The following is a 21,076-nucleotide window of genomic DNA, read 5'->3' on the forward strand; positions in this document are numbered from 1 at the left end:
CTTTCTTTTGAAAAACCCTATCCAATTCGGATAGGGTTTTTCTGTTTTGTAGAATTTTGAATGCTGGATTGAAATTAATTTTAAGATACTTAAAAGATTCTCTTTGGGAAAACCTCTTAAAAATAATGTCTTTTTATAGCGATATTTTATTTTGTGATCGAGACGTCGTAATTTTAATAATTTAGCTTCAAAAAGCAGAAAAAGAGGCTTTGAACAGATATTTTTATTTACGGGTTATATTGCTTTATAATTTTCAAATTAAAACTTTAAATTTGAAAATATAATATACAAAATATATGGTAGAGCTAATTCAAGTCATTAATAGTTTTCAGGAATTGGATTCGGAGACAGAACTTGCGCTGAAAAAGTATTTTGTAGAAGAAAGTTTTAAAAAGAATGATTTTATTATTAAAGGTGGAAAAATCTGTGATAAGATTTATTTTATAAAATCTGGTGCAGTAAGACGATTTTGCATTGAAGATGATATAGAAGTTACGAAGTGGATTTATACCGATAATCAGTTTATAACTTCGATGAGTAGTTTTTTTGAACAAAAACCATCTTTTGAGAATTTTCAAACTTGTGAAGAAACAGTTGTTTATTCGTTATCTTATTTGGATGAACAGGCTTTGCTAGAATATCCTTTATTTGTGAAGTTTCATATTAAACAGCTTCGACATTATCTTTCCAAAATAAACGAATTCAATCATTTATTTCGTTTAATGACTGCTGAGAAAAAATATTTATTTCTGTTAGAATCATTTCCTCAAATTATTAAAAAAGCCAAATTGAAACACGTTGCATCATTAATCGGCGTAAGCCAAGAAACATTGAGCAGGATTCGGGCATCAATTATTTGATATTGCATCAAAAAAAATGATTTAAATTTTTTCAACTTTTGTGTTTTACTTTAAAATACTAAAAATTGAAAAATACTTTCATTCATAAACAAGCTGTAATTGGGGTTAATGTCAATATTGGAAACTGCGTTACTATAGAAGACGACGTAATAATTGGTAAAAACTGTCAAATTGGAAATAACGTTTCAATTTTAAGAGGAACAAGAATCGGACAAAATTGCCAGATACATTCTAATGCCGTTTTAGGTGGAATTCCGCAAGATCTTAAATACAAGGGAGAATATACCTTTTTAGAAATAGGTCATAACAATATAATCAGAGAATTTGTTACGATAAACAAGGGAACCATTTCCAAAGGCACAACTAGTATCGGAAATTCTAATTTGATTATGTCCAATGCCCATATTGGTCATGATTGCGTTATTGGCAGTAATTGTATAATTGGCTTTAGCGTTGGAATGGCAGGTGAAGTAACTGTCGAAGATTGGTCTAATATTAGCGGATTAACAGCTATTCATCAGTTTTCATCGATTGGTGAAAATACTATGATTAGTGGTTTAAGTCGGGTTGTAAAAGATATTCCTCCTTATATTATGGTTGCGCACGAACCTTTACGTTTTGCTGGGTTAAATACAGTAGGATTAAAAAGACGTGAATTTGACTCTTGTAAAATTGATGAGCTAAAAGCCATTTATAAAATTATATTTCAAGAAAAAAGAAATACAAAATTTGCGTTAGAATTAGTGAAAAGAGAATTTAAGCAGACTTTGGAAAGAGATAAAATCATAAATTTTATTCATAACTCAAAAAGAGGAATTCTTAAAGGGGTTGAATTTTAATTAAATGATTTATTATCTTTAGTAAACTATTTTTTAATGAAATTGTATATGACAAAATATAGTACAAACTCTAAAGTTGATTTTTATTTTGAAAAAGCAGAAAAATGGAAAGCAGAAATAGAACAAATGAGAGAAATTGTTTTAGACTGTCATTTATCTGAAGAATTGAAATGGGGATCTCCTTGTTATACTTTTGAAAAAGCAAATATTGTATTGATCCATTATTTTAAAGAATATTGCGCTTTTTTGTTTTTTAAAGGCGCTTTAATGAAAGATCCAGATAATATTCTGATTCAACAATCAGATAATGTTCAGGCAGCGCGTCAAGTTCGATTTACGAATGTTCAAGATATTTTGGCTAAGAAAGAAATTTTGAAAAAGTATATTTTTGAAGCGGCTGAAATTGAAAAATCAGGAAGGAAGGTAGAGTTGAAAAAAGTTTCTGAGTTTGAAATTGCAGAAGAGCTTAAATATAAATTTGATTCTGATGCTGATTTTAAAACGGCTTTTTATGCTTTAACTCCTGGAAGACAACGAGCATATTTACTTCATTTTTCTCAGCCTAAACAATCTAAAACAAGAGAAGCGAGAGTGGAAAAAAATATTCCGCGAATTTTAGATGGAAAGGGATTGAATGATTAAAAAATATCAATAAATAGAAAAACTCCTTTTGTACAAAGGAGTTTTTTTGTTTTATACTACTAATAGATTGGTTGTTCTACCGTGCTTTTCTTTCGGATAGAAATTATAGATTGCAGTAGAACGGAAATCATAACCAAACTTATTCCAATGTAAAATGAGAAATTGACTGATTGGCCTTCATTAAAAAATAAAAAAGCTAATATTATTGAATAAATTGGCTCTAGGTTAAAAGTTAGATTTATGGTGAAAGCCGGAATTTTTTTAAGTGATTCTGCAAACATAACATAAAGCGCAACGGTACAACATGACGCTAAGATTAATAAATAAAAAGTATCTGTTAAGCTTGGAATGAAAGTTTGGTCTGGAAAATTATAAAAATAAAATGGTAGAATTAGTCCTAACAATAAAGTTCCGCCGAGCATCTGATAAAAATTAATGAGTTTACTGTCATAAGATTGTACAAGTCTTTCATTGTAAATGGTATACAAAGCAGCAAATGCTGAAGAAATTACTCCAAGTAAAATTCCGAGCTGATAAGAAGAATCAAAATGGAAAATTAAACTTATCCCTAATAGAGTTAGCATACTTAATAAAACCTGAACAAGATTGAATCTTTTTTTATTGAGTATAGGTTCAAAAAAAGCTGTAAAAAAACTAGTTAGACAATAACAGACCACACCAATTGATATGTTAGAATATTTAATGCTGGCATAGAAGAAAATCCAGTGAATGGTTATCAATACTCCAGCTTTAGAAATTTTTACTGCTTCAGAAAAAGATTTCAGCGTTTCGAGCTTATATATTTTTAGAATAAAAAATAGAATAAGAGAAGCAAATAATACTCTATACCAAACTAAAGTAATTTCGTTAAGAGAAATAAGTTTTCCGAAAACGCCAGTAAAACCAGCCAATAAAACTGCAGTATGCAGTATCAAATAAGATTTTTTCATAAGAAGTTGTCTATCCTTTTTTGGAGGATATATTTTTGAATATTAATAATGTGATTGAGGTAAAGACACAAAGCATCAGACTGAAGATTCAGTCAAGTGCCAATACTAAAGAAGTGTATTAATATTATGGAGGAGGAAGACAACCTTTAAAAGTCATAATAAAATTTGATTTTCAACAAAATTAAAAAAAAAGCATTCTTAGAAAAAATGTAAAAAGTTATTTAAATGTGAAACTTCAAACATTTTAACAGTTGAATTGAATAAATCTAATTTTGATTTCAGTATTAATTTGTAGAACTTGCAACGATACCAAATTACCTAATTTATAAGTTTATTGCAATCTAATGAGTACAAGCCAGTCAACTACAGCAGTTCTTGAAACAAAACAGCATTTTGAAATTTTAGACGGATTAAGAGGTATCGCAGCTTTTGCTGTTGTTGTTTTTCATTTTATGGAATGGATTTTTACTGATCCAAGTAAGAATTTTATTGGACACGGATTTTTGGCTGTAGATTTTTTCTTTTGCCTTTCGGGATTTGTTATAGGATATGCGTACGATGATCGTATTGCAAAAATGGGACTTCGCAATTTCTTTATATCGAGAATTATCAGATTACATCCTTTAGTCATAGCAGGATCAATATTAGGATTACTGGCTTTTTTGTTTGATCCGTTTGGGGGACATTTGGAATTGTATAGTACTGGAAAAATTATTTTGACATTTATTTGTTCTCTTTTTCTTATTCCCTTTCCTGTTATTGCTGATCGCGGATTTAATTTATTTAGTTTTAATGCACCTGCTTGGTCATTGTTTTGGGAATATATTGCCAATATCGTTTATGCATTTGTCCTTTATAGAATTAGAAAAAGCTTTCTGTTAATGTTAACTATATTATCTGCAATTGCAATTTGTTATGTTGGATATAATTCGGGAAATTTATTAGGAGGTTGGAGCGGACCAACTTTTTGGGATGGATGTGCTAGAATCTCATATTCTTTTTTAGCAGGATTACTTATTTACAGATCCAATTGGATTATTAAAAATAAGCTCGGTTTTGGCGGGTTAACCTTTTTATTGCTTTTAGTTTTTATTATGCCATTTTCAGAATGGAATTGGATTTCGGAACCATTAGTTGTATTGATTTATTTCCCATTGTTAATTTCTTTGGGAGCTGGAGCTGTCTTAAGACCTGGATTAAAAAAAGCCTGTGTTTTTTCTGGAAAAATATCTTATCCATTGTATATGACGCATTATGCAGTCTTATGGATGTTTGGAAATTATTATACCAAATATAAACCAGATACAACACAATTGACTTTAATTGTAGTAACTTCTGTGATTTTGCTGGTTGGATTTGCATATTTAGTAATGGTTATATATGATATTCCTTTACGAAATTATTTGAACGATAAAAGAAAGAAAAGGTAACAGTAAATTCTTAAATATAAATGTTCAATATAAGCTTCTTGTTATTTCTGTTAATTACGATATCAGAATTAATAAACATAGTATATTAGCTTTATAATCTTACAAATGGTTTAACAACTTAAAAATAAGTCAGCTTGAAAATTAATATTGTAACAAAGTATTTGTTTCTTCTTTTAGCAGTACAGGCGTTTGGGCAAAATGCCACTTTTAAAATTAAATATTCAGAACAGCTGGCTGTTTTCGTTTTTTTAGAAAATTTATCTGATTATTATCCAGACAATACTTTTAAAACAGAATTTCAAAACTCAAAATACAATATTGAGAAGTATAAAAATATAATCTCAAAATTTGATCAATTGTCTATTTCTTATAGTTTTCGATTTGAAGATTTTCCGTACGGATCGAAGAAAACAATGCAGACGCAGGATATTTTGAAAAAGAATTTGATTGAAACTGACAATTTAAATGATTTCAAAGTTCGTTCTATGGGAATGATTCCTAATAAAACTTTGAGCGATTTAGGAGAATGTATTTCAGAATTTACCCCGATTTACAATGAATTGATCTATAATCCGAATAGAGAAAAGTTCGAAAAGCAGCTGGATGAAATTAAAAAATATTCTGAAGAACATCAGATAGAAAATTATTTTAAAACAGGATTAGTATTTTATAATTCCAGTTGGGATAATTCAATTCCGTTTGAGGCTGCTTTTTATCCGTTGCCCAATTCAAAAGGATTTACGGCTTCTGCGTTTTGTAATAATTTCGTGAGTGCTATTCAAACGGATTTAAAATCGCATAAAGATTTGTTTAGTGTAATGATGCATGAAACTTATCATATTGTTTATGACGAAGAATCACTCGAAGTTAAAAGAGAAATTGATACTTATTTCAAGGAAAACAAATCAAAATGCAGCAATTATGCTTATCAATTATTGAATGAAGTTTTGGCGACCGTATTGGGAAACGGATATGTTTATGAAAAATTGGATGGAAAAGTAGATGCTGGAGAATGGTACAATAATAATTATATCAATTTGATGGCAAAACAAATTTATCCATTAACCAAAGAATATATTGAACAAAAGAAGCCAATTGATAAAAATTTCATAGATCAGTACATTCAGCTTTATGAAACCAATTTTCCAGATTGGATAAGTGAATTAAGTAATATCATGACGTATCGTTATGTGATTACAGAAAATGAAAAAGATTTTAGTACTATAAACAAGATGTTCCGCTATCGTTCTAGGACAGAATACGAAGATCAAATTACGGAAAATAGTATCGAAAAAATGAAGCAGACACCATTAACTAAAATGGTAATTATTTCAAAAGACAGCAAGGAAAAAATTAAAATGCTAAAGAATAAGTTTAATGAATTGAAAAATTGGAAAGCAAATCCTGATAAAGAATTTGCAGACAAGATTTTTTTGGCTGATAAAAGTCAGTTGATAATCGTGAATCAGAAAAAATCTGATTTACAAGTATTAATTAATTCTATAAAATAAGCACGGCGATAATATTTCTTATATTCGTCTGATTAAAAAAAATAAAACCAAAAAATAAAATAGTGAATGGATAAGATTAATGTATTAATTATTGCAACCGTAATTACTTTGTTCATTTCATTATTGCTAATATTTTTTCTGCTTACTGTTAAAACAAAAGACAAAACAAGTAATATTCTTTTTGCTGTTTTTCTTTTTATAAATGCAATAGATTTAACAGATCCTCTCTTGGGATTAATGTTTGATGGGCCTTCAAATCTGGGAATGTTCAAAACTACAATTGCTTTTTTTCAGATTCCAGTATTTTACCTTTATGTATTATCGGTTTCTTATTCTGACTTTAAATTTAAGCCGAAATATTTCATACATGCAATTCCTTTTTTAATAGTAAATGCTGTTTTAGTGCCACGCTTTTATGCCGTAGACGCCGCAGCAAAAATGGATTTTATTATAAATCGCAGAAATATGATCGAACTGCAGTTTACTCATATTTTAATACATATTCAGATCATTGTTTATTTTACAGCCATTTTTATGCTACTAAAAAAAGCGAAAAAGCTGTATCTCGAGAATAATGCTGGTACTAATATTAATTCCTATAATTGGTTATTTCAGTTTACAACCGTTCTCGCGATTCTGTATTTGATTGTCATTGTAAAAAATATTTTCAAATTTTCAGAATATCCATATATCTCAGAATGGATAAAAGTTGGAATTATGGTATTACAGCTCTTTATAATTTGCTGGTATTTATTTAAAGCTTTAAATAATCCTGATCTATTCAGGAATATCGATTCAAAACTTAAACTGGTAAAAGATATCGTTTCTGAAGAAAAAACTAATACACCTACAGTAGTAGGCGAAAAAGAGTACAATGAGGAGCTATTGAAACTGCAGCGTTATATGAATGAAAAAAAGCCATTTCTTAATCCTTCTCTAACAATTCAAGATGTCTCAAATGAAATTCAAATTCCTGTTCGAGATTTATCTCTTTTGATCAATCATAAACTAGAGCAGCACTTTTATGATTTTATTAATGCCTATCGCATAGAAGATGCAAAGAATATTTTAAAAGATATTACAAAAAGTAAAGTAACTATTTTAGAAATTTTGTACGAAGTAGGCTTTAATTCGAAATCTTCTTTCAATACTGCTTTTAAAAAGCATACTGGTTTTACCCCTACTGATTTTCGTAAATCATTGTAGATTATGGTTTTGTAATTATTCGTACTTGTTTTTTTTTTTAAGAAATGCGTACGAGTAGTTTTATTCGGTCGCGTACCATAAGTTTCTTTCGCAAGTTTGTATCGAAATAAATTTATAACCATAAAAAAACGATACGATGAAAACTTCAGTAAAACTTTTAGCAGCACTTTTATTAGTAACTAATTTTTCTTTTGGACAAGGAATTTCTCAAAAGATTGATTCGATAATAAAAGATAATCACCAAAAAAATCCCAATGTAGGCATTAGTGTAGGCTTTGTTTTAAACAATGAAGAATATTATACAGCATACGGAAATTTGAATGCTGAGAGTCAAATTAAAATTGACAAAAATTCAATATTTGAAATTGCATCTATTACTAAAATTTTAACCTCGAACTTAATTGCACAAGCTGTTATTGAGAAAAAATTAAAACTAGAAGATTATATAGACAGCTATCTGCCAAAAGAATATGTGCTGCAAAACAATCTTAAAAACAAAATTAAAATTTCAGACTTAGCATCTCATCAATCAGGTCTGCCAGATATAGACTTTGGGAAATTAATAGAACTAAATCCACAACAGCCCGTAAGTAGTGTAACTAAAGAATCATTGGCTGCAATTGTAAATAACTGCACAGAATTAAAAGATTATGGAAAATACCGTTATTCTACAATCGGATATACTTTGCTTGGACAAATACTGGAGAAAGTGTATAATAAGAGTTATGATGAAATTATAACAAGCAAAATCATTAAACCGTTAAAACTGACCAATACTTTAACTAAGGATTTTAATGTGAAAAACTGTACAGTTGGCCATAATCCTGAAGGAGGCATTCAAGAGTTTTTTAATTGGAATGTTACGGCAGCTGCAGGATTAGTAAAATCTGATGCCTCTGATATGATCGCATTTTTAAGAGCGGTTTTAAACAAAGAAACCAAAGTCGGCAAAGCTGCTACAATTACAGAGAAAATATTCTATAAAGATGAAAAGAGAGAATTGGGGCTAGGAATCAATATTGTGACAGATGATAAAAATACAATTTATATGAAATCTGGCGATTCAATGGGGCAGTCTTCAATAATATGTTATGACAGAACTAAAAATTGGGGAATTATAATATTGTTAAATTATAGAAATTCAAAAATGAGACAAAACATGTTGAATGAAATTTATGAAACAGTTTTGAAAAATTCAGAATTAGATAAGGCAGATTTATAATATTTGCAAGAAGCTCCAAAATCAAATGACTTTGGAGCTTTTTTAAATTTAACCTCTTTTACAAATTATCCTTAATACGTTTTGTTATTTCTTCAATTGTCCCCATTCCGTCAAAAGTCAAAACTTTAATTTTTGACTTCATGTATTCGATTGCTGGTCTGGTAGAACTTTCAAAAACATCAATTCTTTTAAGATGAATATTAACATCTTTATCATCTTTTCTGTTAGAAGTTTCAGCTCTTTTTTGTGCTCTTTTTAAAAGTTCTTCTTTGGGAACATCAATATTGATTACTTTTCCAATTTCTAGATTTTTAGATTTTACGAGTTCCAATAAATCATTTACTTGCGGTTTAGTTCTTGGGTAACCATCAAGAATAATTCCTTTAGCATTTCTGTTTTCATCCAATATTTTACTGAAAAGATCTTTCATTATAGAATCAGGAACCAAATCTCCTTTTTCTTCATATTGAGACATGATTTTTCCAATCTCGGTTTCATTTTGTTTTTCCAAACGGCATCTGTCTCCAGTTGAAATATGCTCAAATTTAAGTTCGTCTTTTAAAATCTCGCACTGTGTGCCTTTTCCTGAGTATGGAGGTCCTGTAATTATTAATATTTCCATTTATTTGTGATGTTTATAATTCTATAACGTTCATCAAGATTATGAATGTTTTTTTTCTTTCTCATAGAAGTAACTAATTTACAAGAAAAACTATAGCTTCTTTCAAAGTCTAAAAAATAAAAAACTCCATTTAACAAAATGGAGTTTTTTATTCAAATATTTGCAATTACTGTAAACTGCACCATTTGATTAATTCAGGATACAACTGATCTATTTTCTTTTTCTTGTTTTTGTTTCTAAGACTTTTCAATTCTTCATTGAATTCTTTCATTTTTATAAACCCTCTTTCAATCATTACAGAATTTACCTCATTGTTGATTTCTTGAAGGAGTTTTGTGTCGCTTTTGTAAATTTCTTCAGCATATAATATAAAGACACCATAAGTCATATATTCATTAAAAACTTTAAAACCATCAGGATAATATTCAGTTCCATATGTTTTTGTATTCACCCATTTTTCTCTTTCTCTTAGCGCTATATTTAATTCTTCCTTATACTTTACACTTGGTTTTTCGACATAATTATGATCAATTTCGGTAAACATACTTCGTGTATTAAAAGCTTCGCTATTTTTTTCTGATCGGCCTTCTACTTTTTGTATAGTTGGTAAAACCATTTCTATAAGATGAAAATTGTTGTTTTCATAGCCTCCAGTATAATTAAGGCCATTTATTAATGCAGAAGTATAGACAATATAACTATTGATTTTTGTGTCGAAATTCTTTTCTAGCCAATTCCATTGTTTGCGAAGATTTGAATATTTTTCATAATCAGAAATTATCTTGTCATAAAAAGGTTTTTCAGATTTATAGAATTCAATAAAATGAGATTTTTTAGCAAAATCTTCAATCTCTTTTTTATAAGTCGTAATCGGATTTACTTCAATCTTAACATTGGCTACTTTATTAGCGGGTAAAATGTAAGCATTGTTTGGAACAAGAACATCATTTTTTAAAAAATAGGTTTGAGCATTTCCAGTAAAGAAAATATACTCAAGCGGATTTTTCATTAAAAGAGAATTCATCGTTTTGATAATTTCTTCCTCTTTATAAGGTTTGAAATGTTTTAGAACTCGTTGGTAATAATCACCTTTTTGTTCAAACATATCGTCGTTTTCCAAACCAAAATCAGTAATAGCCAACATGATTGTTAGAAGCTCTTTTACTTCGTTGATTTCAACAGTAGACTTTCCTTGGTTTTCTTTCTTGAATTCTTCTGTGAAATTTACTTTTTCTTGAGCGAATGCGGTAATTGATAAAATTAAAAAGAAGGCAGATAAAATTTTTGTTTTCATAAAATGGTATTTTGTTTTTTGGATTCAATTAATTTACATTTTTAATGATGTTAATCAAAAGGATAAAAAAATAGTGCTGTAAATGTCTTATAAAAACTGGTGTTATTCAATATATTTTTTGTGTTTTTGATGTGAGATTTGTAAGTTTTTGATTTTAAGTGGTTTTGTTTGTTTCTTCGAAAAATGAATTCCATTATTTTTTAAAACCTAAAACAATTCATCTATTAGAAACAACAATTCGGTCAATAAAAATTGAATGTTGTATTGAATAAAAATACTTTTACATCAAAATCAAAACAACCATAATTCAAAACCATGAAGAAAATTTTAAAATTTATCAAAATCACATTTGTAAGCCTTTTGAGTATTATTTTACTTTTTATGGCCTATTTATTTATCAGCAACAAATTATTTTTAGAATCTAAAGATGATAATAATGTAAAGTATTTGGCAGAAAATAATGTTCAGATTGGAGCTTCTATCAACGAAAAGTTGTTTGATTCAGATTTTTATAAGTCACAAGTTTTTTTACTAGGAGAAATTCATGGTTATGCAGATAATCAGAAAATAGATCAGGAAATGCTTTTTTTCTTGAATAAGAAAGTGGGAATCAAATATTATATTGCCGAAATGGATAGTTTGACAGCTAAAAAGTTGAATGTTTTTTTGTCTGAGAAGCAAAAGAATAAAGCAATTTTGAAAGAAGTTGTTGAGTCTATTAAGAGAAGAATTCCGCAGCAAGCCAGCCAGGAATTATTTGATAAATGGAGCGCGGTGCATGATTACAATCGAAATTTGGCTGATTCTCTTAAAATTACGGTAATCGGAGTTGATAAAAATTTTGATGATGAATCTAAAGGTTCTAGAGATGAAGCAATGGTGAGTAATTTTAAAAATGCAATTCAGAAGAAGCATCTTGAAAATGAAAAATTCTATGGACTTTTCGGATATTTTCATACGTTGCAAAAGAAAACAGAATCGGGCAGAGCAACTTTTGCTGCAGGATTAAAAGACTCGGGAGTAAAAGTGACAAGTTTTGTAAGTTATACAATTGACAGCGAAATGTATCTTCCAAAAAATCCTCAATTTCCAACTCCTAAAGATGAAAAAGTAAATTGGATAAATGCCGACGGACCATTAATGCTTGTAAAAGGTATTAATGATATAAAAGAATTGAGCAAACCAGAATCAATCACACTTTTTAAACTTAACTCAAAAAATTCGCCTTACTTGAAATCGCAAAATTTGATAACAGTAAAATCTAGAGCTTTTGGAGAGAATATTGTGCCTCTAAAAGATGCTTCTGCAACGGATTATTTTCAATATGTGTTTTTACTGAGAAATTCTAAAGCGTTGACGAAATTGAAATAAAAAACCTCTCAATAAAAAAAGCTCCATTATTTCTAATGGAGCTTTTTTTATTTAAAATCTCATTTCTCGTCTTTTAAAACTTTAAAAGTAAAAACAATTAGTATATTTGCAACTAAAAAGTATAGACTATACTCTACGCTTTATTGTTTTTTCATCAAAAAAATAAAATTATGCTTGTAAACGAATTGTCAAAAAAAACCGGATTGTCAATCCACACTATTAGATATTATGAGAATTTAGGAATGATCAAGGGGGAGACTGATGAAAATGTGACTTCTAATAATTATAAGCATTACGATGCTAATACTATTGAGCGTTTAGAAATTATTATAGAAGCAAGAGAAGTTGGATTTACTTTAGCAGAAATAAAAAAAATATTGATAAGCTGGTTCGAGACAACTGACTCTAAACCAGAAACACTAGAACTTTTTCAAGCGAAAATAAAAGAGATCGATGATAAAATGAAATATTTTAAACAAACCAAAAGTCTTCTTGAAAAAGTATGCGAGAAAATACAAAGTAATAATGATTGATTATTAAAGCTTAAAAGCGTGTAGAGGACTCCTTAAGAAATTAAGGAGTTTTTTTATGATTCTTATTTTAACTATTTAAGAAAAGTTTTATGTGGAATTTAAGAAATTAACAAGAGATTTTACAAATAGTCTTATATTCGCTTTTGAACTTATAGAATTAAATACCGCAATAAAAGAAACTACAAATAACAACCAGAATTAAAATTTCAAAATTAAATTATGCAAGAAGAAATAACCAAGCATTCAAACAAAATTTATAAAACTGTGAAAAATTCAGAACATACATTAGGAGAGAAAGTAAAAGAAATCATAATAGAAATATTCATAATCGTTTTTGCAGTGACGCTTTCAATATGGCTACACGGATGGAGTGAGCATAGACACCAACAAGAAGAAGTATCTGTTTTTCTTGCTAATATGAAGAATGATTTAAAGAATGATATAGAAAGTATCGACAGAGAAATACACGCATACCAAAAGACAAACGCAGATTACGAAAAAATTTTGGCATTAACGCCTTCTCAACTAGATAGTATTTATAAATCTAAAGGCAAAGTAAACTTTCCAATTCATTCGCACGGACAAACATTGACTATAGGTAACTATGAAAGTTTTAAATCAAGCGGTAAACTTGGCTACATTGAAGACGAAAAATTAAAACAGAAAATCTTAAACTATTATCAAATATTTGTTCCGGCAGCTAACGAAGTTGATAAAATGTACACTGAATTTTTGTTTAAGTGTTTTGATAAAGAAATAGAAAATGCAGATAAGCCAGAGAAAGAATTATATTCTGATCCAAAATATAAAAAGACACTTTCATATCTTGTTAAACTAGGTAAAAATAACATAAGGGTTTATAAAGAAAACACAAAACCACTTGCAGTTGAACTTATTAAAGAAATTGAAAAAGAGTTAGGCAAATAAAAAGAAAAACTCCATTAGAAATAATGGAGTTTTTTTTATGCTTTAAAAGGTTATTTACCTTTTGCTATTTTTTCGAGATATTCAACTTTGTCTTTTTCGGCTTGAACCAAACGCTCATAAAGTTCTACAATTTTATCAAGTGGATTAAAAGTAGGTTGAAAATTGACGGCATTTAATGTTGAACTGTCGTGACTATTGAATGTATTGTTAATGATGCTTAGTATGTTTTCGTCGCTATAATTTTTAATACCTTCGGCTGTAACCCCAAGTGCTTTTGCAACTGCTATAAGTTTTTCTTCATCAATAGTTTCACTATTTTCCATCACGGAAATAGCTTGTTGATTTGTTCCTAAAGCTTGTGCCAAAGCTTCTTGTTTCATGTCACGAAGTTCACGAATACGGCTAATATTTCTTCCGATATGTTTTGGTCTTGATAGTGTGCTCATAATTCAAAGATAATAATTAAGTGAATAAACCAGAACTGTAAAAAACAGATTTTAAATGTATGTTACAGATTTTCTTGGGGAGCGGTAAACAAAAATACAATTTTTATGGAAAGAATTTTGAATTCTGTTCTCAGGCTTAATTTTAGGCGAAGATTTGTCATCCTGAGGAACGAAGGATCACACTAGAAATTCCGTAAAGTATATCGCCAATCTTTGTCGATTACCGAATGTGATCCTTCGTTCCTCAGGATGACAATACTTTACGTTTATAAAAAGTTATGATGATAAAAATAGACATAAAAAAAACTCCTTAATTTCTTAAGGAGTTTCTTGGTGGGCGATGAGGGGTTCGAACCCCCGACCCCCTCGGTGTAAACGAGGTGCTCTGAACCAGCTGAGCTAATCGCCCTATTTTACTACGTTGCTATCGTTTGTGATTGCGAGTGCAAATATACGCTAGTTTTTGAGTTCTGCAAAGAAATTCGAATAAAAAATAAAACTTTTTTAAAAATAGTTTATATCTCCTTGTTTATGAATTTGTTATTAAAATGATTTTTTTGAAGTTTTTTCTACATCAAAAGTATATTTTAGTTCAAAGGCAATTCGGCAACAACAAAAGTGCTTCCGCCAACGTAAATAAAATCATTTTCCAACGCATTTTTCTTCGCTTCCGCGAAAGCGATAACAACAGAATCGTATTTTTCTCCTATTAAACTGAATTTTTCAGCCGCATTTTTTAAAGTTTCAGTAGGCAAAGCTCGTGACGAATCTGGATTGCAGAAATAATATTGCGCATCTTTTGGGAAAAGTGGCAAGATAGAATCCAGATCTTTATCATTCACAACGCCCAAAACAATATGAAGTTTCTCGTATTTTTCGTTTTTAAGCTGATTCATTACAACCGATAATCCATGTTTATTGTGAGCCGTGTCGCAAATGATTTTTGGATTTTCTCCCAATTGTTGCCATCTGCCTTGTAAACCCGTATTTTTTACAACATGCAATAAACCTTCTTTTAACTGTTCAGTCGAAATCTTAAAATCGGTTTCATTATTCAAAATTGAAATCGTTTGTTGAACCGTTTTTTTATTGTGAAACTGATAATCTCCAATCAAATCAGACAAATAAATCTGATCGATTAAATCTGAAGCAAAATAAATAGGCGCGTTGTTTTCTTCGGCTTTAGCCAAAAATACAGGTTTAGTTTCATCGGTATATTCGCCAATTACTACAGGAACGTTTGGTTTTATAATTCCCGCTTTTTCACTAGCAATTGCTTCTAGAGTATTTCCTAAAAATTGAGTATGGTCTAAACCAATATTGGTAATCACCGAAACCAAAGGCGTGATAATATTAGTAGCGTCCAATCTTCCGCCCAAACCAACTTCGATAACGGCAATGTCTACTTTTTCTGCAGCAAAATAATCAAACGCCAAACCAACCGACATTTCGAAGAAACTCATATCATTAGCTTCAAAAAAAGATTTATGTTTGGCAATGAATTCGATCACAAACTCTTCTGAGATTTCTTTTCCATTTATTTTAATTCTTTCTCTAAAATCTTTTAAGTGCGGAGAAGTATATAAACCTACTTTGTAACCCGCTTCTTGAAGAACAGAAGAAAGCATGTGAGAAGTAGAACCTTTTCCGTTTGTTCCCGCAACATGAATGCATCGTAATCTGTCTTGCGGATTATCAAGATGAGCTGCCAACAATTTGATATTCGTTAAATCTTCTTTATAAGCAGAAGCACCTTGCAATTGGTACATTGGAAGCTGATTAAACATCCAATTGGTAGTCTCTTGATAGTTCATTTGTTTAGATAAAATGGTTGTTGATTGAAATAAATTTCGATTTTTGTAGTTTAATATTACAGCGAAAATTATCTTTATTGCAAATTTCAAATATTTTTTAGAATTAATTATTAAAAACCAGAATTAATATATGTTTACTTTTATTCAGTTACAAACAGATACAATCGCAAATGCTTCAAATGTAGTGGTCGAGAAGATCGCAGCACCGCAAAATGAAATTTCAATGTTTGGTTTCATTATGAAAGGGGGAGTGTTCTTAATTCCAATCGCGTTGTTGTTGTTTTATACTATCTACCTGATTTTTGAACGTTATATGTACATTAGCCGCGCGTCTAAAATTGACAGCAGATTAATGCAAGATATTGGTGAAAAATTACATTCTGGAAATATCGAATTGGCAAGAACAATTGTAGAAAGAAACAATACTGCAGCCGGAAATATTTTAAAAGAAGGTGTTTTGGTAATTGGAAGACCAATTGCAGAAATTGAAGCCAACATGGACCGTGCTGCCGATATCGAGATTGGTGAAATGGAAAGACATTTAGGTCACCTTGGACTTATTGCTGGTATCGCGCCAACTTTAGGTTTCATCGGAACGATTTCTGGAGTTATCAAGATTTTCTACAGTATTTCGGTTACTGAAAACATCAGTATCGGAAATATTTCTGGAGGTTTATACGAAAAAATGATCAGTTCAGGATCTGGATTAATTGTGGGTATTATTGCTTATAGCGCGTACCACTTATTAAACGGAAAGATTGATAATTTTGCTTTAAAAATTCAGAAGCAGATTTTAGAATTTGTCAATATAATTCAAAGAGCATAAGCCATGTCTATTAAAAGAAAAAGAAGATTTCACGCCGAAGTTGCGACTTCATCTTTGAGCGATATCATGTTTTTCCTGCTGTTGTTTTTCTTGATTATCTCAACACTGGCAAATCCGAACGTGATTAAGATGACATTGCCAAAAGCTAAAGCGAATGAAAAAACCAATAAACAGCTAATTAGTTTATCGGTTACAGAAGATAAAAAGTTTTACATTGACAAACAGGAAGTAGATTTCGAAAATCTAGAAACCAGTTTAATGTCTAAAATAGGAACAGATAAAGAACAAACTGTCGTAGTTCGAATTCCGTTTAATCTGCAAGTTCAAGACTTAGTAGATGTTTTACAGATAGGAGTGAAGAACAATTTGAAGTTTGTTATTGCAACTAGTCCGAAGTAGATTTTATATTAGGGCGTGACCACAATAAAAAAATGGGACAATCAGCATAACGTTGATTTGCCCATTTTTTTATTGCGGTCGTCCCGATAGCTATCGGGAGCGCTACTTCGGTAGCCAGCTCCTATCCCTCACGCGAAAAACGTTATATTGTGTCATTCTGAGGAACGAAGAATCACACTAGAAACTCGCCAAAGATTGGAGACTTAGTGTGCGGAATTACTTGTGTGATTCTTCGTTCCTCAGAATGACAAACTGGACGGAAATAAAAAAAGGCTTTCAGAATTTCTGAAAGCCTTTTTTTATGTGTTTTAAGTTTTTAATCCAAACTAAAATTATAAATAATTTTCCCAACTTGTTTTGCAGGAGCATCGCTGTCAGATTCCCATTTGGTATTCATTGCTGCAATTCTTGCTTGATCTAGCAAACATTTTGCAGTATTGGTAGTTCCTTTAATTCCAGCTGTTGCGCTTATCGTTTTTCCGTTTTGGTCAACGGTAACTTCAACCACAACTTTACCTTCTTCATTACAAGTGTATTTTGGAGCTGGTTTAGATAATGCTTTTCTGTTTCCTAGAGAATATCCAGTTCCTCCACCAGAACCTCCACCAGTTCCTGCTCCGTAACCGCTTCCGGTTCCTATGCCATTTCCAGTTCCGTTACCGCCTCCAGTTCCTCCTCCAGAACCACCACTTCCGTAGTAACCGTTAGAGTTTAAGCTTCCGTTAGATTTTCCTTTATTTCCTGCTGCTTTATCGTCTCCGTCTCCACCTTTGTTCGAACCTTTCATAATGCTTGCTAATGCATCATTTGTTGAGTTAGAAACTTTTGGTTTTTCTGGTACAGGTTTTTGTATAGGTTTTTCAACAGGCACAGGTTTCTTCGGTTTCTCTTTGGTCGGAATAACAACATCATTATCGGCAGTTGTATTTTCCTGTGTAATTATGGCTTCTTCTTCTGGAGTTGCTTTTGCTGACGCTTGTTTTACATTGTTTTTTACATCCAGAACTTCGCTTTTATAATTGGCGCCAGAGCCTAAATCGCTATCTCCAAAATTTATGGTCACGCCTCCACCGCCACCTCCGCCATCAGCAAGAGCTACGTTATTTTCTGGATTGTATGGTGGCCAGAAACGTATAAAGAACAGCAATAGAATTATTACTGCATATATAGCTGTTGTGAATAGCAATGATTTCTTTTGATCTGAAGAAATAGAGGAACTCATTTAAATTCTGAATTTTGAAATGTATTATTTTAAAAACGTTTAAAAGTAGTAAAAATTGTTTAGAATGAAAGAGAGAATTTAACCGCAAAGGGCGCTAAGTTTTTTTTTAATTTTTAACGCAAAGTACGCTAAGATTTACGCAAAGAAACGCAAAGTTTCAATTGACTTAAATTTGAGTGAATCTTAAGATTAAAAGTTCGCAAAGCATGATCTAGGCAAAGCTTTGCGAACTTAATATTTAGATATTGCTTGCGTTTCAAATTAAAATGCCTTAGCGTACTTTGCGTTAAAAAAATGCTTGTAATTATAACGCAAAGATTTACGCAAAGAAACGCAAAGTTTTATTTGTCTTAAATTTGAGTGAATCTTAAGATTAAAAGTTCACAAAGCATGGTCTAGGCAAAGCTTTGCGAACTTAATATTTAGATATTGCTTGCGTTTCAAATTAAAATACCTTAGCGTACTTTGCGTTAAAAAATCTATGACAAAAAAAACGAGCCAAACAATAATGTGGCTCGTTTAGAATAAAGTATAAAAAAATTACACTAACTGTTTCAATGCAATCTCAAAAGCAGTTGCACTAATATTTGTTTTAGACGAACTCAAAGCATGAGCTTTAACGATTGCATTTTTAATCGTGTCTGATGTATCATTAAAAATAGCCTCGTCTGTCATTTGAACTTTTTTCTCCATGAAATAAGCAAAAACTCTTGCCATTCCGCAGTTTGAAATAAAATCAGGAATCAAACTTACTTTGCTATCTACTTCTTCCATAATAGAACCAAAGAAAATTTCTTTGTCAGCAAAAGGAACATTCGCTCCACAAGAGATTACTTCTAATCCGTTTGCAACTAAACTGTCAATTTGAGCTTGTGTTACCAATCTTGAAGCGGCACAAGGAGTGAAGATCTCAGCACCAATAGTCCAGATTTTAGAATTGATTTCCTCAAACGGAATCATGTTATCGGCAACCAATTTATTTCCGTCTTTATTTAAGAACAAAGTTCTGATTTCTTCAAAAGAAAAACCTTCTTCTTTTATTAATCCGCCATCACGGTCAATAATTCCGATTACTTTCGCACCCATTTCGGCTAAATAGAAAGCAGCAGCAGAACCTACGTTTCCAAAACCTTGCACGATTGCTTTTTTACCTTTAATGTCTCCGCCATAAGTTGCATAAAAATGACGAACTGCTTCTGCTACACCATATCCGGTAATCATATCAGCAACAGTATATTTTCTAGTAACGTCTGGTGAGAATTTTGGGTTTTCGATAACCTTAATAACACCTTGACGCAATTGCCCGATTCTATTAATTTTATCAGCTTCTGTTGGTTTAAAGTGTCCGTTGAAAACACCTTCCTGCGGATGCCAAACACCACATTCTTCTGTCATTGGAATTACTTCGTGAATCTCATCAACATTCAAATCTCCCCCAGTTCCATAGTAGCTTTTCAATAACGGAGAAACGGCTTTGTACCAACGCTGCAAAACACCTTTTTTGCGAGGATCGTTCGGATCAAAATTTATTCCAGATTTAGCTCCTCCAATTGCAGGACCAGAAACTGAGAATTTAACTTCCATAGTTTTAGCCAAAGACAAAACTTCATTCATGTCTAAGCCTTTTCTCATTCTTGTTCCTCCACCTGCAGCTCCTCCACGAAGTGAATTAATAACAGTCCACCCTTCGGCTTCTGTTTCTGAATCTTTCCAATTGAAAACAATTTCAGGTGCTTTGTTTTCAAATTGTTGTAATAAATCTTTCATTTTGTTGTGATATGTTTATTTTGCGTAAATGTATAAAATAGAATAATGCGAATAATGTATTTTGCATCAAATTTATAAAACAAAAAAGAAAAGCCGAAAACTATTTGGTTTTCGGCTTTCAGAATATTTAAAAAATTAAGATTTATTGTCCTAATAAGTGTTTTTTCAAAGTTTCGTCAACTGGTTTGTCAGAAAGCCAGATTCCGAATAATGCTTTTTTGAAATCGAATCCAGGAATTTTTCCTTTTAGAACTTCATTTTTACTCACGTAAACATTTTGGTCTAACGGATTGTATGCTAAAATGAAAACATCTTTTTCTGTAATGGCATCACTTAGATAACTTTTTAACTGCTCAATTCTTGGACGCAATTGCTCAAGATTTGCTCCCGCAGATTTTTCAAAACCTGTGTTCATTGCTTTTGTCAGTTTACTTGAAGAAACCATAGAAGAAGTAATTTCAATTCTAACAGCCATCTCAGTATCACTATCAATAATGAATTGCGGATCTTGAGTTAATTGCGATAAATAAAGTGCTTGAACATAAACTTCCAACCACATTTTTGATCTTCCGCCTGCTCCGTTTAATTGTAATGGTTTGCCTTGAAATTCTATTTTTCTAGGAACTGTAACACCATTAACATCAATTTGAGTTTGGGCTGAAACAGTAGAAAATTGCAAGCTTAAAAGGAATGCCAGTAAAAGTAAAATCTTTTTCATATTCTATCAAATTTTTATTTTTAAGGCAAAAATAATAGTAATTTATTAATATTTAGGTCATATTGGAAATGTTTTTTTACTAAAATTTTCATGTTTAATAGTTGTATTGCATTAACAATCAATTTAGTAAGAGTAGGTTTACGTACTTTTACTGATTTTAAGAATTGTCTAACGTTTTAGGTGATTTAAAATGGTTTTTTTTGGATTTAAAAAACACTTTCAGCCCTAATTTTTCAATCAAAACTTTTATAGAAATTGTTATCAAATTAATGCTCTTTTCAAAAAAAAGTTAAATAATAACGAAAACGTTATCGTAATCTTTGCTGATCTATTAATTTTGTATGCGCGCATTGTAATTTAAACATTTAAAAAGTATCTTTGGAAGCCTTTGCATAAAAAAATAAGGCAACGAAAAATCACAAAAAAACATAAAAAATCATCAACTAAAGAAATCTGTTTGAAATCTGGTTGAGAAAA

Annotated in this window: 20 protein-coding genes and 1 tRNA gene; 12 read left to right on the forward strand and 9 right to left on the reverse strand. The window is 30.6% G+C overall.

Translation table 11 applies throughout. The features are described 5' to 3' along the window. The first annotated feature begins 296 nt into the window (after positions 1 to 296). The 3 genes from DMA14_RS08540 to DMA14_RS08550 all read left to right on the forward strand — a co-directional run bounded on the left by DMA14_RS08540 (position 297) and on the right by DMA14_RS08550 (position 2,341). Positions 297 to 860 carry a Crp/Fnr family transcriptional regulator gene (locus DMA14_RS08540; protein WP_111424324.1) on the forward strand — a complete coding sequence of 188 codons (564 nt, stop codon included), beginning with the start codon at positions 297 to 299 and terminating at the stop codon, positions 858 to 860. A gap of 65 nt (positions 861 to 925) precedes the next feature. Continuing rightward, positions 926 to 1,699 carry an acyl-ACP--UDP-N-acetylglucosamine O-acyltransferase gene (lpxA, locus tag DMA14_RS08545; protein WP_111424325.1) on the forward strand — a complete coding sequence of 258 codons (774 nt, stop codon included), beginning with the start codon at positions 926 to 928 and terminating at the stop codon, positions 1,697 to 1,699. 48 nt (positions 1,700 to 1,747) lie between these two features. Further along, positions 1,748 to 2,341 (forward strand): YdeI/OmpD-associated family protein, encoded by a 594-nt coding sequence (locus DMA14_RS08550; protein ID WP_111424326.1) that lies wholly within the window; start codon positions 1,748 to 1,750, stop codon positions 2,339 to 2,341. 59 nt (positions 2,342 to 2,400) lie between these two features. On the opposite strand, the gene DMA14_RS08555 is transcribed toward DMA14_RS08550, so the two are convergent. Beyond that, complete coding sequence (locus tag DMA14_RS08555) at positions 2,401 to 3,291, reverse strand: DMT family transporter (protein WP_111424327.1); 891 nt, start codon at positions 3,289 to 3,291, stop codon at positions 2,401 to 2,403. A 344-nt stretch (positions 3,292 to 3,635) separates the two neighbouring features. Between DMA14_RS08555 and DMA14_RS08560 the strand changes: the two genes are divergently transcribed. From DMA14_RS08560 to DMA14_RS08575, 4 genes are all read left to right on the forward strand, one after another. Beyond that, a complete protein-coding gene (locus tag DMA14_RS08560) occupies positions 3,636 to 4,721 on the forward strand; it encodes an acyltransferase family protein (RefSeq protein WP_111424328.1) in 1,086 nt (361 codons plus the stop codon). A gap of 134 nt (positions 4,722 to 4,855) precedes the next feature. After that, the gene (locus DMA14_RS08565; protein ID WP_238989934.1) at positions 4,856 to 6,232 is read left to right on the forward strand and encodes a hypothetical protein; all 1,377 of its coding nucleotides are present in this window, start codon (positions 4,856 to 4,858) and stop codon (positions 6,230 to 6,232) included. Between the two features lie 66 nt (positions 6,233 to 6,298). Next, positions 6,299 to 7,438 (forward strand): helix-turn-helix domain-containing protein, encoded by a 1,140-nt coding sequence (locus tag DMA14_RS08570; RefSeq protein WP_111424329.1) that lies wholly within the window; start codon positions 6,299 to 6,301, stop codon positions 7,436 to 7,438. Between the two features lie 136 nt (positions 7,439 to 7,574). Next, positions 7,575 to 8,660, forward strand: a complete 1,086-nt coding sequence (locus tag DMA14_RS08575; RefSeq protein WP_111424330.1) for a serine hydrolase domain-containing protein — start codon at positions 7,575 to 7,577, stop codon at positions 8,658 to 8,660. 58 nt (positions 8,661 to 8,718) lie between these two features. On the opposite strand, the gene DMA14_RS08580 is transcribed toward DMA14_RS08575, so the two are convergent. Further along, on the reverse strand, positions 8,719 to 9,282 hold the full coding sequence (locus DMA14_RS08580; protein ID WP_111424331.1) for an adenylate kinase family protein: 564 nt from the start codon (positions 9,280 to 9,282) through the stop codon (positions 8,719 to 8,721). A 166-nt stretch (positions 9,283 to 9,448) separates the two neighbouring features. Then, positions 9,449 to 10,576: a DUF4932 domain-containing protein gene (locus DMA14_RS08585; protein WP_111424332.1), complete on the reverse strand. Its 1,128-nt coding sequence runs from the start codon at positions 10,574 to 10,576 to the stop codon at positions 9,449 to 9,451. Positions 10,577 to 10,891: 315 nt separating this feature from the next. Between DMA14_RS08585 and DMA14_RS08590 the strand changes: the two genes are divergently transcribed. From DMA14_RS08590 to DMA14_RS08600, 3 genes are all read left to right on the forward strand, one after another. After that, positions 10,892 to 11,947, forward strand: a complete 1,056-nt coding sequence (locus tag DMA14_RS08590) for a hypothetical protein (protein ID WP_111424333.1) — start codon at positions 10,892 to 10,894, stop codon at positions 11,945 to 11,947. Between the two features lie 170 nt (positions 11,948 to 12,117). Further along, a complete protein-coding gene (locus DMA14_RS08595; protein WP_111424642.1) occupies positions 12,118 to 12,480 on the forward strand; it encodes a MerR family transcriptional regulator in 363 nt (120 codons plus the stop codon). A 219-nt stretch (positions 12,481 to 12,699) separates the two neighbouring features. After that, positions 12,700 to 13,407 (forward strand): DUF6090 family protein, encoded by a 708-nt coding sequence (locus tag DMA14_RS08600; RefSeq protein ID WP_111424334.1) that lies wholly within the window; start codon positions 12,700 to 12,702, stop codon positions 13,405 to 13,407. A gap of 50 nt (positions 13,408 to 13,457) precedes the next feature. Here DMA14_RS08600 and DMA14_RS08605 read toward each other — a convergent pair whose 3' ends face one another. The 3 genes from DMA14_RS08605 to DMA14_RS08615 form a co-directional block, all read right to left on the reverse strand. Further along, positions 13,458 to 13,853 (reverse strand): helix-turn-helix domain-containing protein, encoded by a 396-nt coding sequence (locus DMA14_RS08605; protein WP_111424335.1) that lies wholly within the window; start codon positions 13,851 to 13,853, stop codon positions 13,458 to 13,460. A 331-nt stretch (positions 13,854 to 14,184) separates the two neighbouring features. Next, positions 14,185 to 14,262: transfer RNA gene (locus DMA14_RS08610), tRNA-Val, on the reverse strand. Positions 14,263 to 14,440: 178 nt separating this feature from the next. Continuing rightward, entirely contained in the window at positions 14,441 to 15,667 is a 1,227-nt protein-coding gene (locus tag DMA14_RS08615; protein WP_111424643.1) for a bifunctional folylpolyglutamate synthase/dihydrofolate synthase, read from the reverse strand. A 130-nt stretch (positions 15,668 to 15,797) separates the two neighbouring features. Between DMA14_RS08615 and DMA14_RS08620 the strand changes: the two genes are divergently transcribed. Next, the gene (locus DMA14_RS08620) at positions 15,798 to 16,493 is read left to right on the forward strand and encodes a MotA/TolQ/ExbB proton channel family protein (RefSeq protein ID WP_008464191.1); all 696 of its coding nucleotides are present in this window, start codon (positions 15,798 to 15,800) and stop codon (positions 16,491 to 16,493) included. Between the two features lie 3 nt (positions 16,494 to 16,496). Further along, complete coding sequence (locus DMA14_RS08625) at positions 16,497 to 16,892, forward strand: ExbD/TolR family protein (protein ID WP_008464192.1); 396 nt, start codon at positions 16,497 to 16,499, stop codon at positions 16,890 to 16,892. A gap of 316 nt (positions 16,893 to 17,208) precedes the next feature. On the opposite strand, the gene DMA14_RS08630 is transcribed toward DMA14_RS08625, so the two are convergent. The 3 genes from DMA14_RS08630 to DMA14_RS08640 all read right to left on the reverse strand — a co-directional run bounded on the left by DMA14_RS08630 (position 17,209) and on the right by DMA14_RS08640 (position 20,599). Next, positions 17,209 to 18,114: an energy transducer TonB gene (locus DMA14_RS08630; RefSeq protein WP_111424336.1), complete on the reverse strand. Its 906-nt coding sequence runs from the start codon at positions 18,112 to 18,114 to the stop codon at positions 17,209 to 17,211. Positions 18,115 to 18,654: 540 nt separating this feature from the next. Further along, a complete protein-coding gene (locus DMA14_RS08635) occupies positions 18,655 to 19,881 on the reverse strand; it encodes a Glu/Leu/Phe/Val dehydrogenase dimerization domain-containing protein (protein WP_111379674.1) in 1,227 nt (408 codons plus the stop codon). A 142-nt stretch (positions 19,882 to 20,023) separates the two neighbouring features. Next, complete coding sequence (locus DMA14_RS08640; RefSeq protein WP_111424337.1) at positions 20,024 to 20,599, reverse strand: chalcone isomerase family protein; 576 nt, start codon at positions 20,597 to 20,599, stop codon at positions 20,024 to 20,026. Between the last annotated feature and the right edge of the window lie 477 nt (positions 20,600 to 21,076).

The sequence above is a fragment of the Flavobacterium sharifuzzamanii genome (assembly GCF_003254585.1).
Lineage (GTDB): Bacteria > Bacteroidota > Bacteroidia > Flavobacteriales > Flavobacteriaceae > Flavobacterium > Flavobacterium sharifuzzamanii.